The organism is Ruegeria sp. S263 (assembly GCF_056780525.1).
This window is the reverse complement of sequence record NZ_CM165558.1, coordinates 3,287,050-3,302,926: the sequence shown is the minus strand read 5'-3', so window position 1 is coordinate 3,302,926 and position 15,877 is coordinate 3,287,050. Positions and strand designations below refer to the sequence as shown.

Here is a 15,877-nt window from a genome sequence, read left to right as displayed (position 1 = left end):
GATATTTTTTACTACGTGTGATGAATTTGAGATTCGCAGACACGTGGAGCTGCCGTTCATGGTGAAACCCGAAGAGGCTGGCGCAAGCCCCTCTCTCTATTCCTTGGCGCATCTGACGCTGATTGGCTGTACGCCGCCCGAGTTGGTCTATATCGCAGCGCGGGCCGGTTACGATGCCGTCAGCCCCCGCTTCATTCCGATGCATGTGCCCGGTGAATTCACTCAATCTCCAATCGACAAGGCACAGGTGCATGCCACCAAAACTGCTCTCTCTACCACTGGCTTGAAAGTCCTCGATGTCGAACTTGCGCGCATCACAGAAGATGTCGATCCGCGCAGTTTCGAGCCGTCGCTGGAGATTGGCGGGGAACTGGGCGCCAAGCGTATGATCATGAGCGCGTGGACCAACACCCGCGATGATCGTGACTTCCTGATCGACGTCTATTCTGAGACCTGCGAACTGGCGGCTCCGTATGGGCTAACAGTGGACCTTGAGTTTCCAAGCTTCTCCCGCTTGCGCACTCTGGATGAGGCGCTTGATATCGTGCGTGCCTCCGATCAGCCCAACGGCGGTATTCTGGTCGATACGCTTTACCTGCACCTCAGCCGCGTGGATTTGGGAGAGTTGCTACACGTCCCCTCGGATCTGTTTCATTTCCTGCATATCTCTGATTGCCTGCCTGGCATCGCGGATACGCGTGAGGGCATGATCCAGTTGGCCCGCGATGCGCGGCTCTATCCCGGCGAAGGCTGGATTGACTTCACCGGCATCATCGAACGGATGCCGCCCGTCGACTATTCCATCGAACTGCCCAACCAAAGCCGCGTTGCCGAGTTGGGATATGAAGAACACGCGCGTCGCTGTCTCAGCCACGCCAAGCGAACATTTGGCGAGGCGCGGTCACAGCGTCGTATGCCCGATGCTACAATTCCAAAACACCAAGAGGATCATCATGGGCAAAGAGCTCACTGAAAACGACCGCAACATGGCGGCAGATATGCTGGCACGCGCCCGCGCCGCCATGGCCGAGATCGAGGATTGGGATCAGGACAGGCTGGACCGCCTGTCTCAGGCCATTGCGTGGTATGCGGGTAATGAGAAAACCTTCACGCGTCTGGCTCAACAAGGCGTAGATGAGAGCGGTATCGGAGATCGCGAAGGCCGCCCAGCGAAGCGCTTCAAGATTCACATGGTGCTGCGAGATGTCTTGCGCACACCCTCGACCGGCATCGTCGAGGTTGATGAGGAAAAAGGTCTGGTGAAATATGCCAAACCTGCTGGCGTCATCGCATCCCTGATCCCAATGACTAACCCAGCGATGACACCACCGGTGACCGGCGTTTCCGCCGCCAACGCCCGGAATGCCGTCATCTTCAGCCCGCACCCGCGAACCGCTCATACGACCTTCGAAATGGTCGAGGTTATGCGTGCAGCTTGTCGTGCTGCCGGTGCCCCCGAGGACTTGTTTCAATCCATTCGCAAACCCTCGATCCCATTGACGCAACATCTGATGGAGATCTGCGACTTGACTTTGGCCACTGGCGGTAAGCCCATGGTTAAAGCGGCCTACAGCTCAGGGCGTCCGGCCTATGGCGTCGGCGCGGGCAATTCGTCCATCGTCATCGATGAAACCGCCGATCTGGACATCGCCGCGCAGAACACTCGCATTTCAAAGACCTCCGACTTTGGGTCGGGCTGCTCGGCCGACGGCAACATCATCATCCAGCGCTCAGTTTACGACGATATGATCAAGGCGCTGCAAGCCGAGGGCGGCTACCTGTGTTCGGATGAAGAGAAGGCCATGCTCGAAGCGGCCATGTGGGATGAAAAGGGAAACCGTACATTTCCGACCATCGCCTGTCCGCCGCAGCAAACGGCCAAGGTCGCCGGTTTTAGCATCCCCGAAGATCGCAAGTTTCTGATGGTTGAAAACCAGGGGCAAATCGGCCCGCAGCACAAGTTCTCCAAGGAAAAACTGACCACGCTGATGGCGCTTTATCACTTCGAAACGTTCGATGATGCGCTGGAAACGGTCAGCCAGATCTACAACACCGGGGGCAAGGGCCATTCCTGCGGCATCTACAGCCACAATGACGATCACATCGACCGGTTGGCGCGTCTGGCTCCGGTCAGCCGTATGATGGTGCGACAGCCTCAGTCCAAGGCCAATGCGGGTGCCTGGACCAATGGCATGCCTATGACCAGTAGCTTGGGCTGTGGCATCTGGGGCGGCAACATCACCAACGAAAACGTCACCATGAAACACATGATGAACTACACTTGGGTCAGTCGTCCGATCCCTGAGGATCGCCCCTCGGAGCCGGACCTGTTCGGTGAGTTCTACGGACAGGAGGTCGCGTGATGGACGGAGCGAAACTGGACGGCAAAACCGTTGCCGAACATATCGTTGACTTTCTCGAACGCCGTGAGGTCAAGCACGTTTTCGGCCTGTGCGGGCACACGAATATTGCGATTCTGGCTGCGCTGGCGGAAAGTCCTATCGATTTCGTCACAGTACGACACGAACAAATCGCCAGCCACGCGGCGGATGCATATGCCCGCGTGACGGGCAAGGCCTCGGTGGTGCTGTCCCATCTCTCCCCGGGGCTGACCAATTGCGCCACCGGGGTCGCCAACGCCGCACTGGACTGTATCCCGATGGTCGTGATCGCGGGTGACATTCCCACGCATTACTACGGTAAACATCCGCATCAGGAAGTGAACCTGCATGCAGACGCAGCCCAATGGGAGATTTACCGACCCTTCGTGAAGCGCGCTTGGCGCGTGGATCGCGCCGACCTGATAGCCGAGATTCTGGAAAAGGCGTTTCATCTCGCTGAAAGCGGCCAGCCCGGACCGGTACTGGTCAATGTCCCCATGGACATCTTTTCAGAGGTGATCCCCTCGGACAGTTTCGACCGTATCCGCGACAACACGCGCGCGCTCAAGAAACCGTCGGTTGACGACGAGACAGCGGGAGAGATTGTCGAAGCGTTGGCTAAAGCCGAAAACCCAGTCGCTTATGTCGGGGGTGGTATTCTTCTGGCACAGGCCAGCGAGGAGTTGCGAGAATTTGTTGAACATATGGGCCTTCCAGTCGCGCATTCCCTGATGGGTAAAGGCGCGTTGCGAGACGACCATCCGCTTGTACTGGGAATGACCGGGTTTTGGGGCACCGAATTGGTCAACCAGTCCTGCTTGAATGCGGACTACATCTTTGCGGTGGGAACCCGGTTCAAAGAGGCCGATTGTTCCAGCTGGTATCCCGGCTATACGTTCAACATTCCCGGCTCGAAGGTCATCCATATCGACATCGAACCGCAGGAAATCGGTCGGAACTATCCCACCGAGATCGGCGTCGTTGCTGACGCCAAGGCCGCTTTGCGCGCCCTCAACCGGGTCGCCCGAGAGATGTATCCGGACGGTTTCAAACGCCCCGCTCTGGAACAGAAGATCGCCGACTTCCGAACGGATTTCAAAGCGCACAACGTGGAAATGGCGGCCTCAGCAGCCTTTCCGATGATGCCCGAGCGTATTCTGGCAGATACCCGCAAGGCACTGCCCGAGGATGCCATCATCACCACTGACGTTGGGTGGAACAAGAACGGTGTCGGGCAACAGTTTGACATTTTGACGCCGGGTTCAATCCTGACCCCGGGTGGGTTCGCGACGATGGGTTTCGGTCCTCCGGGTGCGATCGGCGCGAAACTGGCGGCACCTGATCGTGTGGTGATCAGCCTTGTTGGCGATGGTGGTTTCGGCCAAAACCCGTCGATGCTGGCAACGGCCGTCGAACTCGATCTGGGCATTATCTGGCTGGTCATGAACAACAATGCCTTCGGAACCATAGCAGGTCTGCAAAAGGCGCATTACGGTCTGACCTATGGAACCACGTTCCCCGGATCAGCCGCCGCACCCACAAACGGACCGGGCTATGCCGACATAGCGCGAGCCTACGGCGCGGAAGGGCACAGACTTAGCGCTGCTGACGAGTTGTTGCCTGCATTGGAAGCGGCAATCGCCAGCGGCAAGCCAACCGTGCTGGATGTGCCAATGATCAACAACCCGACACCAACGACCGGTCATTGGAACATCCTGGACATTTATTCGCCGGACAAGGATGTTTCTCACGTCGCGACCTGACGATACTGAGCGCGGTAAGCCGCGCCAGTTTTTTTTCTTTCAATAGACCCAAGTCAGCCAACCCTTCTGAGAGCGTGCAGTGCCTCAAGAAGATCTAACTGGGTTTACAGCCCTAACAGCTCTCGATCTGAGTCGCGTGAGATACGTTCGTGCAGAAGCTTGAGCAACCGATCAGCTTTGTCTCTCTCAATTTCCTCGAGAAGCTTCAAAACAGCAGCGCCATAGATAATCTTTTTGCGCGTTTCATCGCGACGCCGTTGCTCGCTCGCCCGGGCCTGGAGGTCCCTGAGCCTCGCGGGCGCCTGTTCGATTTGTTGATCCAGGTCCGCCATTTCGTCCTCCCTTTTCAGTGGTCGAACAGGAAATGCGGCCTGGATCCCGACTTCGCTCCCCTTGCGTGAAAACATAGGTCCGCCAGGCCGCCGTGTGAGCGACCGTCCGCATGCCCGCTGGGCAATGCGCGCAGTTACGCAAACTTGGGGTTTGCCTGCGCGCCTGCCGCGGACTTTTTTGTGCGGAGATCGGGTTGGGGCCCGATGTCCTTTACATGATACACCCCGCCAGCAGACTCGAAGTCATCCTGCATTCTCGGGCCGACGGTCGCTCCGCCGTCAAATCCGCCGCTTACACCGCGCGCACCACCTTTCGGGATGCGCGGGTTGGACGACGGTTTTCGCCGGGCAGAAAGGGTGGCCTCCTGTCGCATGAATTGATCAACTGGACAGGAAACGCCGAGGAGCTCTGGAACGCAGCCGAACATTCTGAGCGCCGAAGGAATGCAAGAGTCATCCGCGAACTGCGCCCATCCTTGCCACGCGAGCTACCGCTTCTCGAGCAGGTTGGGCTTGTCCGCGGCTTCTGCCTCTGGCTTCGCGATGAATACGGCATTGCTGTTCAAGCCGACATTCACGCGCCGCGTTTCTTGTGCCCTGAGGAAGAGAAACTGCACAGTGCGGGCAAACTCGAACTGACGCGAGAAGACTACGAGCAGAGGCTCTTCAAGCCATCGAAGACCAACCTGAATTTCCACGCCCACATCCTGATGACGACGCGGAAGGTTGATAGGATCACTGGCGATTTTGGTGAGAAAACGCGTGTTCTTGACGACAGAACCTCAGGCCCCGGAGAAATCAAGCGTATCCGCGGAGAATGGGAAAAGCGGACCAACGCGGCCCTGCGCAAGATTGGCTCCCACGCGCGGGTTGATCTTCGTTCGTATGCCGAGATGGCCAAGACAGGCGATGCACCGCAGGCGTCGTGTTCGGCGGGTTTATCGTGAGTTGATCATGTTGCGCGACACTTTGCGGGCGCGGCTTTTGCCTCGTGAGGGGCAACGCCGCTTGCACCCAGAGGCCCCCGAACAGGAAATTCACCAATCCCCCCCCCCCACCAGAAACGACAAAGCCCCGACAAGGCGGGGCAGAGCGTGGGATATTGGGAGTTAGATCATAGGTGGGGATTTTCTTGCCGGGGCAGTTTAGGCCGCCATCGGTGCGTCAGGGTCAACGATCTTGTTGAGGTCCGACATCCGCCAGCGAGACGAACCGCCCAGTTTGATAGGTTCCGGGAAATCACCTCGTTGGATGTCACGGTATATGCTGGCGCGTGACCGGCACAGAGTCGCGCAGACGGTCTTAATATCGACGAGTGAATCTTGGAGTGAGTTTTCGAGGGCGTAGGGCACTGTATGGTCTCCATTGTCAGGTTCGCGGCGAGGTCCGCGCGCCTGATATTGGACAAAGGCCAAAAATCCGAAATTTGGCGGCCAACTTTTTTAGCGGCAAAGTAAAACGCAATGTTGTCAAAACGTGTTGGCAATTGTGATTTGTCTGCTGAATGGCAGGCTTGTCGGATTTTCTGTTAGAATCTATAGCGCAGGAATGAGAATTTCGCAGCGCTCAGGAAGAGCGGCGGCCCTACGGACCTTTCGGGCTTTCACGGCGAATGTCCCAATGTCCGGTTGCGACACCTTCCGTCAGTTGCTTCGAAAACCCGATTGCGCAAGTTCTGGGTCGAGTTCAGTTGTTCCAGATGCAAGCTTGCTCTCGTCACCGAAAATCGAGGGTATAGGGATGACCATCAGAGAAAAGCTGGCTGCGAATGAATGGAAAGGCGAAATCTGCTCTAACATTGAAAGCCGCGAGCCCGAACGCGTGGTTGCCAAGATGCCGGTAACCGAATCCGCGAAGAATCCGTTCGGAACAATGCACGCTGGTGCCTTGATCTGGTTTGCCGACATCGCAGCGACCCTCTGTGCAATCGGCGATTTGGAAAGCATTGGTGAAGACGGGTCCGGTTTTCCACTCGCCGTTGATCTTCACACAGTCTTGTCGGGTAATGAAAGGACGGGCGATCTGATCGCAACATCCACCACGGTCAAACGCGGTGGTAAACTCATTGTCATTCGCACCGAAGTTCGCGGAGAGACGGGTCGTCTGTTGATCGACATGACAACCACCCACTTGCGCGCAGGTTGAAGGCCTCCGAGAGCACCCGCCATTCGTATGACGGGTGCCTTTTTATCTTAAGCCGACGTCAGGAATTCAGTGAGCTGGTCAATGGTCTCTTCGTTCGTGCGTCCATTGGTGACGCAGGCCCGCAAAACCGGATTGCCCTCGAACACCGCCTTGGAAATCCAGAACCGGCCATCTGCGTGAACCGCATCGACATAGCGTTGCATGGCGTCGTGCCCTTCCGGCGGGACCATGCAACTTACCCCCATGAAAGACCGGTTTGCCTCTGTCCAACCCGCCTTCTTCAGGTTGTCCGTGAACCGGCTGGTCAGCCGGATGCAGCGTTCCACATGGTCGCCGTAGCCGTCCCATCCCGCGGCCCCGAGAGCGAGGAACAGGCGCAATCCCACAAAGCGGCGCGACCACTGATTGGAATTCACGTAGAAATCCTTGGCTGCCTCGCTTTCTGGCATGTAGCTGGCCGAGATCCGGAAAACCTGTGCCGGTATGTCAGGGTGTGAGGTCAGGAACATGCCGGCCCCCATTGTGGTGGCGAACCATTTGTGGGCGTCAATCGTGATCGAATCCGCCTGTTCAATGCCATCCAGCACGGACCGCCTTGCCGTGCTGGCAATCATCGCACCACCCCAAGCCGCGTCAACGTGAAACCACATGCCGTGCGCTTGCGCCAAGGCGCTGCAAGCTTTGAGAGGGTCGATCATCCCGGCATTCGTGGTGCCAGCCGTGGCCACGATGAGGACCGGGACAAAGCCGCTTTTCAAATCCTCATCAATGGCAGCCGCAAGACAATCCGCATCCATCTGACCTTGGCCATCAGTTGCGATCAATCGAACGGCGTTGCGTCCGATGCCTGCCGAATGCGCCATCTTCAACCATGCAAGGTGGCTTTCCTTCGAGACGTAAATCGTCGGCTGACCGCCGAACTCATAGATGCCCTTGTCGCTGTACTCCGGGCATTTGGCCTGCAAGGCACACAATACAGCCGTCGAATTGGCTTCGGCACCGCCACTGGTAAAATGCCCTCCGGACCCCTTGGGAAGTCCTGCGCGTCGGGCCATTTCATTGATGACATGCTGTTCGATTTCGACGGCAGCAGGCGCATGAGAATACACACAGATTTGCGGATTGAACATCGACGCGATCCGATCCGCACATTCTGCGGCAAAGGTAGGTGCCGGATTGAACAGGCCAAGATATCCCGGATGAGTCATCTGCACACTGCCAGTATCGAGCGCATCAATCACCCAGTCCATCAGCGGTTCAAGATCTTCCGCCTGCTCAAACCGCTTGGATTTCAACTCCTCTAACCAATCAGGCGTTAACTCCGCCGAGGTCGCATTGCGACTGGCGTAGTCACGGCGAGCCTGGTTGAGGCGCTCGGTCAACGCGTTTTCAGCGTCCATCAGATGGTCAAGGTTTGGAAAGAGTGCATCGCGTCCGTGCATAGAGAAATCCTGTGATTACTTTCGAGGGAAAATACCGACATTGAATACTTCCATCGACCCGAAACATGCGGTTTCTGCTTGGCACTATTGCAAAGCTCACGATCCCGATCCGGATCAACGGCGGCTTTTCGCGCATCACTTCAATATGAGCGGAGCGCAGCATTGGTCAAAAGGGCTCAGAGGCGTTGTTCGACGCATCCTGGTTAAATGGCTGTATTGGGTTTCCTACTACCTTGTGCAATTCAGAATTCTCGGTGATGTTCTCGGCTGTGAAACTTGCCTCTAAGTAAGGGAGAAGGGGCTAAACCTGCAGCCTGTTTGCCCTCTTCACCAAGCCATCGAGTGCCTGTTGGGGTTCAATACCTTTCCTCAGAAAATACCAGTCCACGTAGCCATCCAGATACTTCTTCGCAGGCCCCTTGAACGGGCGCAGGAAGTCTTTCATGCGCGAATGCAGTGCATTTACATTCTGGATGTGAAAGCTCTGCCCTATCTTGCGGGTGCCCGGTTTAGGTGAGGGCACCTCTGAGACCGAGTTGTCGACGCCCAACAAAGAAGTATAAGCTGAAAACGACCCTCAATCAGCAGGGCGGGTCATACCGGCGGTTCGTGGAGAAGACTGAGAATCTCGTAAAGAAAGATCCAACTACCAAAAATCCTGAATTAGAATTGAATTGCCGGGGGGCAGTCCCATTGCAGTCCCGGCGATTAGATCGCAGGGAGGGTTTTGGTCGACGATCGCAGTTCACTGATATTATTGGGGATTTTGGTAGCGGAGGAGCCTATCCAATTTCTCGTGTGTAAGACCTGAAGCATACGTAACAGCGTTTTGTTACTGGGTTTTTCTGATCCACGGTTGCCGGAGCCCCAAGGAAACTTGGGTGCTGCATCACCTCCAATTGTGGGGGTGAATGTGGGGCCGGTGATGATGGAGTATGCACATGAGTAAATTGACAGACCCGAAGATCAAAGCAGCCAAACCGGGCGCAAAGAAGATCAAGATGGCCGATGGGAACGGCCTGACACTTATCGTCCATCCAAAGGGAAGCAAGACGTGGGTTCTGCGCTATCGCGCGCACGGCAAGGCTAAGGAAATGACGCTGGGCACGTACCCTGCGACAACCTTGAAGGACGCACGTGAGCGCGCTCTGGAGCAGAGAAGTATCCTTCAAGACGGCAAGGACCCGGTCCGCGAGGAAGCCCGCGAAAAGGTGCGTGAGCAGTTGGTGGTTAATGATCTATTCGAGACCATTGCAAAGACCTTCATCAGCAGGCGGACCAAATGGAGTGACGGCCATCGCGACCGGTTCGTTCACAGGATGGAAAAGGACGTCTACCCGGTGATGGGTGCGATGCGGGCCAAGGATGTCCAGCCCCTCGATATTATGCAGGTCGTCAACACCATTACGGACCGCAAAAGCGCGGAGGATGATCGCGCCCGTATCGACACGGCCAAGCGCGTTGTCGGCATGATCGGTCAGGTCTTGGCCTTTGCCGCTGTCAATGAATTGACGCCCCATCTGATCGACACCAAGAAGATGGTCAGCGTCATGGAGGACACGCCCGCGCCGAAACACCGCGATGCAATCCTCGATCCGCTCCAGATGGGCGAGTTCCTGCGTGACCTCTACGCTTGGCCGCACGACAGTATGGCCGTGCCTCTGTTGAAGATGCTGTCTATGACGGCGCAACGGCCCATTGAAGTGCGGCACATGCGCTGGTCCGATCTCGATATGGACAAGCGTGTCTGGTTCAACCCGGTCAGCAAGATCGGTGCTGTGCTAGCGGTTCCGATTACCGATCAGATGGCAACGTTGCTGCAAGAGCTGCGGATCTTCAATGGCAATCGCGACTACGCGTTTGCCTCCGAGGGCAACAAGCCGATGTCCAACGTCATGCCGTCCAAGATGATCGCAAAGCTTGGCTACAAGGGCATTATGAGCGCCCATGGGTTTCGGGCCAGCCTCCGGACAATGGGTGTTGAGGACCTGAAATTCAGCAGCGAATGGGTGGAAGCACAACTGAGCCATCGGTCAAAGGAAGCACACGGCAGGAGTTATGACAGGACCAAGCTGTTGGACGAGCGCCGCCAGATGATGGCGACGTGGTGCGACTGGCTGGATCGTCTACGTATGCAAGACGAAAATGTTGTTGCTCTGAAATCTGGCACGGTCTAGCGTATTGATCGAGCCCATGCCGCTTTGCGGCCCGCGTCCCGATAGGGAGCCTCCGGAGGAGGGGTCTTCTGTAAGGAAGATCGAATAATAGTTTCACTGTGCGAACAGTGGCGCGGTGCCTAGCCCATCTCGCAGGATCGAAAGGTCCGGAAAGCTGATGGAGCCACATAAACCGACCTCAGATGCATGGTTCTAGGTCTCGCGAGAGCGAGGCCTTTTTCGTTTTACCTCCTCTCGAAATTAAAGAGGGGTTCAGTCCGTGAAGACCAAATCCAAGACAACTATGGATGCGGCATTGCGCAATGGCACCAAGCGCCCTGTGATGCCCATCGCACCAGATCAATTTCCACATACGGGCATGGTGTCGCTGCGCGAACTATCTAGCCACAACGATCAGAAGGGCTTCTTTCCTATGTCGCCGGACAAGTGGATGAAGCTTGTGGATGAGGGTACCGCGCCACCGCCGGTAAAGCTGGGCCGCCAATACCACTGGCACGCATTGCATGTTCGCGCCGTCGCTGCGGGCCTGGATTGGCGCGACGTGGATTTGGGTCTGCCGCCCATGAAATTGGACGCCAAAACCATTGCAGCTGCGGTGGCAATGGCCGCAACCGGATCAGAACCATGACCCGGAAAGAGGGCCAGCAAGGCATTGGAAACGCAATTGTCTTATCGCACGGCGTCTTGTCGCAAAACTACGAGAAGCGTTGTGTTTTTTGGAACAGGTCTTCCTCAGGGCCGACTTCACAGAGCCAATAAAATGGGGGGCTGCGGAGTGAGTAGGCCTTCCAATCATGCCGGGTTCCTATCCGCCATTTTCCACGCCGCCCAAGAGGGTGAAACAGGGTGTATTGCAACGGTACATACCAAGGCTGACGGAACAATCAGCTTCCCGGCTTATGCGTGGCCACAGTACACAGCGCAGGATTTCCACACTCACTACGGCGTTGGCCTCCACCAACCGCGCGATCCTAAAGAGTTCAAAAAAACAGGCCGTAGTAAATTCAAACGGACGAAGGACACATGGAAAGGTATGGCGGCTCTGGTCCTGGACGATATTGGCGAGCAGAAGCAAGGTATTAAGATCGGCGTACCCGATATGGAGCCAAGTTTCATTGTCGAGACCAAGCCTGGTTCTCAGCAGTGGGGCTATATCCTTGATGCACCTTTGCGCGATTACCGCAAAGCCCAATTGATATTGGCAGCCACCCGGCTCGTGAAATTCAACGACGCCTTCGGTCAGAACCCGGCCCGCCTTGTCAGGCTCCCCGGCTCGTGCCCGTCTGGAAAGAAGCACAAGGCCATGCTGGTCAAATGGACCGGCAAGCACTTCACCCCCGATGAAATAATCATAGGCCTCAAGCTCGACCTGAAGGCGGCGAAGGAGATGACCAAAAACACAGGTCATACGCCACTGACACAAGACGATGCGGCCCCGTTCAATATGGGCGACGATCCCGTCCTCGAATGGCTGGACCATCAGGGGCTCATTCTGGGGGATCGCGGCGAAGATGGCTGGATCGACATGATCTGCCCGTGGCATCACGAACATACGAACGGGATTGTCGTGGGCACTGGCTACCGGCCACCCATGAGCACTGACCCCTACCGCTCGTTCCATTGCTTCCACCGCTGCTCAGGCGTCGAGTACATGCGGAACACGAATGTGTACCTGCAGTGGGTCAGAGAGAACGGCGGGCCGGATGTAGAGTGTCTGGATGACGCGGCACTACGCGAGCGTAAAGAGGCCAACAAGGCCGCACGCAAAGGCGTCCCCGGAGGCGCGACCGATCCGGTCCTTATGCGGCACGTAAAGGCAGCGCGCGGGGCCACCAGCAAAGACGCTCGGGCCGGGCATCTGAATTCGGTCATCTGGCTGCTGTGCGATGATGGTTGGGGCGATGCAGAGATCATCCGCCTCCTGATCAATGCCGGGTTGGAAGGTCCGGACATCCTCAAAACTACAAACTGGGCTCTCGGCCAAATCGAAACGATCCGGGTCAAGCAAGATCGGGCCAAGGCAAAGCAGGATGAACGGGCAGAAAAGAAGCCACTGACCGACGATGAGCGATGGGCACGGTTCCAGCGTTCCTTCATATCTCTCACCAACTCCGAGCAAGAACAGGCACGAGACTGGATCAAAGGAGAGTTGGAGTGAACCAACAATTGCACGCGCTCGATGGCGGTCGAGAAGATAATCGCGGTCTCCGGTTCGAGGACATCAAGGAGTACCGGGAGGTCGCTATTCGCATACTGGATGAGTTCTACAAACGCGGAGGCATCCCTATCTTGCGCCACTGGCAGGGGGAGTTCTGGCGCTACCGTAGCGGCCTATGGACCGCAGTTGAAGAGGTGCAGAAAGGCAAGGACGAAATCTTCCATGAGGTCCACCGGCTCCTCAGCAACTCGACAAGAGTGAACCGCAACCGAGATGGGTCTGTTTCCCACGTACCCGTCAAACCAAACACACCACTGGTCAATGAAATCTACTGCGCCCTATCGGGGCTAGTCCGCTACCACGGCACCGACATGGCGTGGATATTCCGAGACGGACCAGAGGACGTCTACGCCTGCCTCAACGGCCTCGTGAACATCGAAACCAACGAGATCATCGAAAATACGCCACGCTTCTTCAACACCAGACAACTGAACGCAAACTTCAATCCGGACTGGATGGATGATGACGATGTTTGGGAAGAAGCGTGGAACAACAGCAAATCAGCCGCATTCTTTGCGCAAGTGTTCGAGGAAGACCCTGACCAAACCGACCTCCTGCAGGAAATTGTCGGGTACATTCTGTTCGGCGACAACGAGCAAGAAAAGATATTCCAGATCATTGGCCTTAAGCGCAGTGGCAAAGGCTCCATTAACAACATGCTCTAGTTCCTGCTCGGCTCAGCTGCGTGTGCGCCTTCCACCAAGTCGCTGGAAGGTGACTTTGCTCTGGAAGGCCTGAACAACATGCTCATGGCCACTCTCACCGACGCGCGGATCGACCGACACACGAATTTTGGCGCACTGGCAGAAACCCTTCTGGCAATCTCCGGGGGAGACCCACGCGACATCAACAGGAAAGGGCGCACATTTCTCCGTGGCGTGTACCTGATGGTCCGGTTCTTCATCCTGTCAAATTCGCTCGCGGGATTCCGGGATAATGACGGCGTCCTTGCGGATCGCATGATTTACCTGAAGACCAGCGGCTCGTTCTTTGGGCGCGAAGACCCATCCGTGAAAAAGAACCTGAAATTGGAGGCTGACATATGGCTCGCTTGGGCCGCGCGTGGATATCTGCAACTGCAGGCCCGAGGTCACTTTAAACTGACCCAAACGCACCACGCCCTACGAAGCAAATCACGCGCCAAGATGGCACCGATCAAGACGTTTCTGGACGACTTTATTGCGATGGATCCAAACGGATATATCCCCGTGGATGATCTCTACTATGTCTTCCGGAACTGGATCGACGCCATAGGCATTTCGAAGTGGGAAAAGAGCCGAATGATCTCCTCCGTTCACGACATGTCGGAGGGGGCCACACGCAAGTCGAGGCCGGTTCATGAACGTGAAATGAAGGACGGAAGCACCAAAAAACGGCGCGAACGAGCCGTCGCAGGTATCTCTTGGAAGGAGGGGAAAGCCCCCACGCAAGACCAATTGGCCGAATATCGGGAGTTCGCTGACGAGGAGGATAGAGACGATGACTAGCCTTTGGGTTGATAATCAGCCTGGTGATGCAGTCGTAGGCGGTATTTCGTCCGTCTTGTCCGGGTTGTCTCAAAATCTAATGCGTGAAAGGGGTAAATACACGCGCATGTATAAGGGTAAACGTTCAAGGCGGACATCCCGGACCAAGGGGTTTTGACCGTAAAACCGAGTGAGATTGCCGCGATGCAGGATGCTGATCAGGTGTACTGCGCACGCCGGGCCTGCCGAGGCGGAAGAGGGACCGAAGTTCACGTAAGACGACAACTGTTGTCCCTGAGTATGGCCCAGTTGTCTCGAAGCGAGGACGGCGATCCCGAGGCCTATGAGGCTTTGGCCGAAAAGATATTGAATTGGAAATGAAGAGTTTCCAGCCAGTGAACCATGCAATCTGCTTACACAGAGATATTGCCGATAACAGATTGCCCACTTATTGACTGCAGTGTTTCTATGCCGACTTCTGCACCTCTATTCTTCAACGTCCGAACGTCTGGTTTGACGTCCCACTGACTGCTTATGCTGGAACCAGACGTTGGTTTGAACAGGACCTACGTCTGCCTTGCGGGACAAAACGGTCATTCGCAAAACCGTGCCTTCTGTCGCCATAGGCCCATTCACGACCTTATGAACTCTGTCAAACGCTGTGGTGCAGTTTCACAAGAGCAGCCGTTCATGCATCGTGCAGCATCCATTGCCAGAGAACAGCGGACGCGTGGGCAAATTGGTCCGTTTCGGCGGCAGCATGTCCACGCCCCAATCCAGCGTGGTGTCAGAAACCGGAAATGATCCATTTTTTCGGATCAAGGCTGCGTGCAAAGATGCAATCTGCGCAAAAAACAACGCTGTTTTCAAAGGCGCTCCACGAGCACACCTTGTCCGCCTGGCGGACACTGAGCCGGACAGAAGTTCTCTCCGGTACCGTCTCTTTCTAGTTTGGTTGCGCAGCTGTGGAAGGAAATGAAATGCCAATTCAATCTTTGGGCTATCTTGGTGTGCGATCCGACCGGACGGATGACTGGAAGCAATTCGCAAGTAAAGTACTTGCCATGCAACTCGCTGATCACGGCGGGCGCCAACTTTCTTTCCGGATGGATGATTTGGTGCAGCGCCTGGTGATATCCGATGAACCCGGCGAAACGCTTGCCTTCATCGGCTGGGAACTTTCGCAGAAATCAGACCTGCAAGATTACGCCGCCCGGCTGGACAATGCGGGACATAAGGTTGGGCAGGGAAGCCGTGAATTGGCAGACCGCAGGTTTGTCGAAGACCTGATCGTATTTCACGATCCTGCGGGAAACCGGATCGAACTGGTGTGGAACCCACAAAAAGCCGAAGACCCCTTTACGCCGGGGCGGCCGATCGACGGCTTTAAAACCGGCCCGCTTGGAATGGGGCATGCGGTGTTGCACGTGCCCGATGCGACGGCTCTATTACCGTTCTATCGCGATGTGCTGGGATTTGCCGTCAGTGACTATGGTCTGAAACCAGTGCCGCTCTACTTTTTCCACGTCAACGGGCGGCATCACAGCTTTGCCATAGTTGGCTCGGGCAATTCGGGGTTTCACCACTTCATGGTCGAATATCACAACCTTGATGACGTTGGTCAGGGTTATGACCTAGCCTGCCAGGAAGAGGATGGCATTGCCTATACGCTGGGGCGCCATACCAATGACTACATGACCAGCTTCTACGCCAACAGCCCCTCGGGTTTCTTTGTCGAAAACGGATGGGGTGGGCGCGTGATCGACCCCGCGACCTGGGAGCCACATGAAACAAAGTGCGGCCCCAGTTTCTGGGGTCACGACCGTCTTTACTTGTCCGAGTCAGGGCGGGAACCTTTTGTCGACATGCGGCTCAAGGCCGCTGAGGACGGGTTGCGCGCGCCGCCCGTAGTCGATTGCCCATGGCTATATGAAACCCGTGGGCGTGGCTGAG

General features: G+C 56.3%; 14 protein-coding genes and 1 pseudogene. 11 read left to right on the top strand and 4 right to left on the bottom strand.

Going from position 1 to position 15,877, the window contains the following annotated elements:
* Positions 1–58 precede the first annotated feature (58 nt).
* Genes ACT2B1_RS16295 through ACT2B1_RS16285 form a run of 3 tightly spaced genes read left to right on the top strand, consistent with a single transcriptional unit; the run spans position 59 to position 4,144 of the window.
* The gene (locus ACT2B1_RS16295) at positions 59–973 is read left to right on the top strand and encodes a sugar phosphate isomerase/epimerase family protein (RefSeq protein ID WP_170353936.1); all 915 of its coding nucleotides are present in this window, start codon (positions 59–61) and stop codon (positions 971–973) included.
* Positions 954–2,363: an aldehyde dehydrogenase family protein gene (locus ACT2B1_RS16290; protein ID WP_171125980.1), complete on the top strand. Its 1,410-nt coding sequence runs from the start codon at positions 954–956 to the stop codon at positions 2,361–2,363. Before ACT2B1_RS16295 ends, ACT2B1_RS16290 begins: the two co-directional genes overlap by 20 nt.
* Complete coding sequence (locus ACT2B1_RS16285; RefSeq protein ID WP_481668183.1) at positions 2,363–4,144, top strand: thiamine pyrophosphate-binding protein; 1,782 nt, start codon at positions 2,363–2,365, stop codon at positions 4,142–4,144. Before ACT2B1_RS16290 ends, ACT2B1_RS16285 begins: the two co-directional genes overlap by 1 nt.
* A gap of 104 nt (positions 4,145–4,248) precedes the next feature.
* On the opposite strand, the gene ACT2B1_RS16280 is transcribed toward ACT2B1_RS16285, so the two are convergent.
* Positions 4,249–4,476, bottom strand: a complete 228-nt coding sequence (locus ACT2B1_RS16280; protein WP_481668182.1) for a hypothetical protein — start codon at positions 4,474–4,476, stop codon at positions 4,249–4,251.
* Positions 4,477–4,691: 215 nt separating this feature from the next.
* On the opposite strand from ACT2B1_RS16280, the gene ACT2B1_RS16275 reads away from it, so the two are divergent.
* On the top strand, positions 4,692–5,423 hold the full coding sequence (locus tag ACT2B1_RS16275) for a MobA/MobL family protein (RefSeq protein WP_171240913.1): 732 nt from the start codon (positions 4,692–4,694) through the stop codon (positions 5,421–5,423).
* A gap of 198 nt (positions 5,424–5,621) precedes the next feature.
* Here ACT2B1_RS16275 and ACT2B1_RS16270 read toward each other — a convergent pair whose 3' ends face one another.
* A complete protein-coding gene (locus tag ACT2B1_RS16270; protein WP_171123647.1) occupies positions 5,622–5,828 on the bottom strand; it encodes a helix-turn-helix transcriptional regulator in 207 nt (68 codons plus the stop codon).
* 388 nt (positions 5,829–6,216) lie between these two features.
* Between ACT2B1_RS16270 and ACT2B1_RS16265 the strand changes: the two genes are divergently transcribed.
* Positions 6,217–6,621, top strand: a complete 405-nt coding sequence (locus ACT2B1_RS16265; protein ID WP_481668181.1) for a PaaI family thioesterase — start codon at positions 6,217–6,219, stop codon at positions 6,619–6,621.
* Positions 6,622–6,668: 47 nt separating this feature from the next.
* Here the strand turns inward: ACT2B1_RS16265 and ACT2B1_RS16260 are convergent, their stop codons facing one another.
* Both ACT2B1_RS16260 and ACT2B1_RS16255 read right to left on the bottom strand, forming a co-directional pair.
* Positions 6,669–8,063 (bottom strand): pyridoxal phosphate-dependent decarboxylase family protein, encoded by a 1,395-nt coding sequence (locus tag ACT2B1_RS16260; RefSeq protein WP_481668180.1) that lies wholly within the window; start codon positions 8,061–8,063, stop codon positions 6,669–6,671.
* A 376-nt stretch (positions 8,064–8,439) separates the two neighbouring features.
* Positions 8,440–8,547: pseudogene (locus ACT2B1_RS16255) on the bottom strand (IS1595-like element ISTme1 family transposase); the annotation flags it as partial.
* 457 nt (positions 8,548–9,004) lie between these two features.
* On the opposite strand from ACT2B1_RS16255, the gene ACT2B1_RS16250 reads away from it, so the two are divergent.
* The 6 genes from ACT2B1_RS16250 (at position 9,005) to ACT2B1_RS16225 (ending at position 15,876) form a co-directional block, all read left to right on the top strand.
* Positions 9,005–10,240: a tyrosine-type recombinase/integrase gene (locus ACT2B1_RS16250; protein ID WP_481668179.1), complete on the top strand. Its 1,236-nt coding sequence runs from the start codon at positions 9,005–9,007 to the stop codon at positions 10,238–10,240.
* 259 nt (positions 10,241–10,499) lie between these two features.
* A complete protein-coding gene (locus ACT2B1_RS16245; RefSeq protein WP_481668178.1) occupies positions 10,500–10,868 on the top strand; it encodes a hypothetical protein in 369 nt (122 codons plus the stop codon).
* Positions 10,869–11,015: 147 nt separating this feature from the next.
* Complete coding sequence (locus tag ACT2B1_RS16240) at positions 11,016–12,398, top strand: hypothetical protein (protein ID WP_481668177.1); 1,383 nt, start codon at positions 11,016–11,018, stop codon at positions 12,396–12,398.
* The gene (locus tag ACT2B1_RS16235; RefSeq protein WP_481668176.1) at positions 12,395–13,123 is read left to right on the top strand and encodes a hypothetical protein; all 729 of its coding nucleotides are present in this window, start codon (positions 12,395–12,397) and stop codon (positions 13,121–13,123) included. The genes ACT2B1_RS16240 and ACT2B1_RS16235 overlap by 4 nt, the downstream gene beginning before the upstream one ends.
* An 84-nt stretch (positions 13,124–13,207) precedes the next feature.
* Positions 13,208–13,945 carry a hypothetical protein gene (locus ACT2B1_RS16230; RefSeq protein WP_481668175.1) on the top strand — a complete coding sequence of 246 codons (738 nt, stop codon included), beginning with the start codon at positions 13,208–13,210 and terminating at the stop codon, positions 13,943–13,945.
* A 959-nt stretch (positions 13,946–14,904) separates the two neighbouring features.
* Complete coding sequence (locus ACT2B1_RS16225; protein WP_481668174.1) at positions 14,905–15,876, top strand: VOC family protein; 972 nt, start codon at positions 14,905–14,907, stop codon at positions 15,874–15,876.
* The last annotated feature ends 1 nt before the right edge of the window (position 15,877 follow it).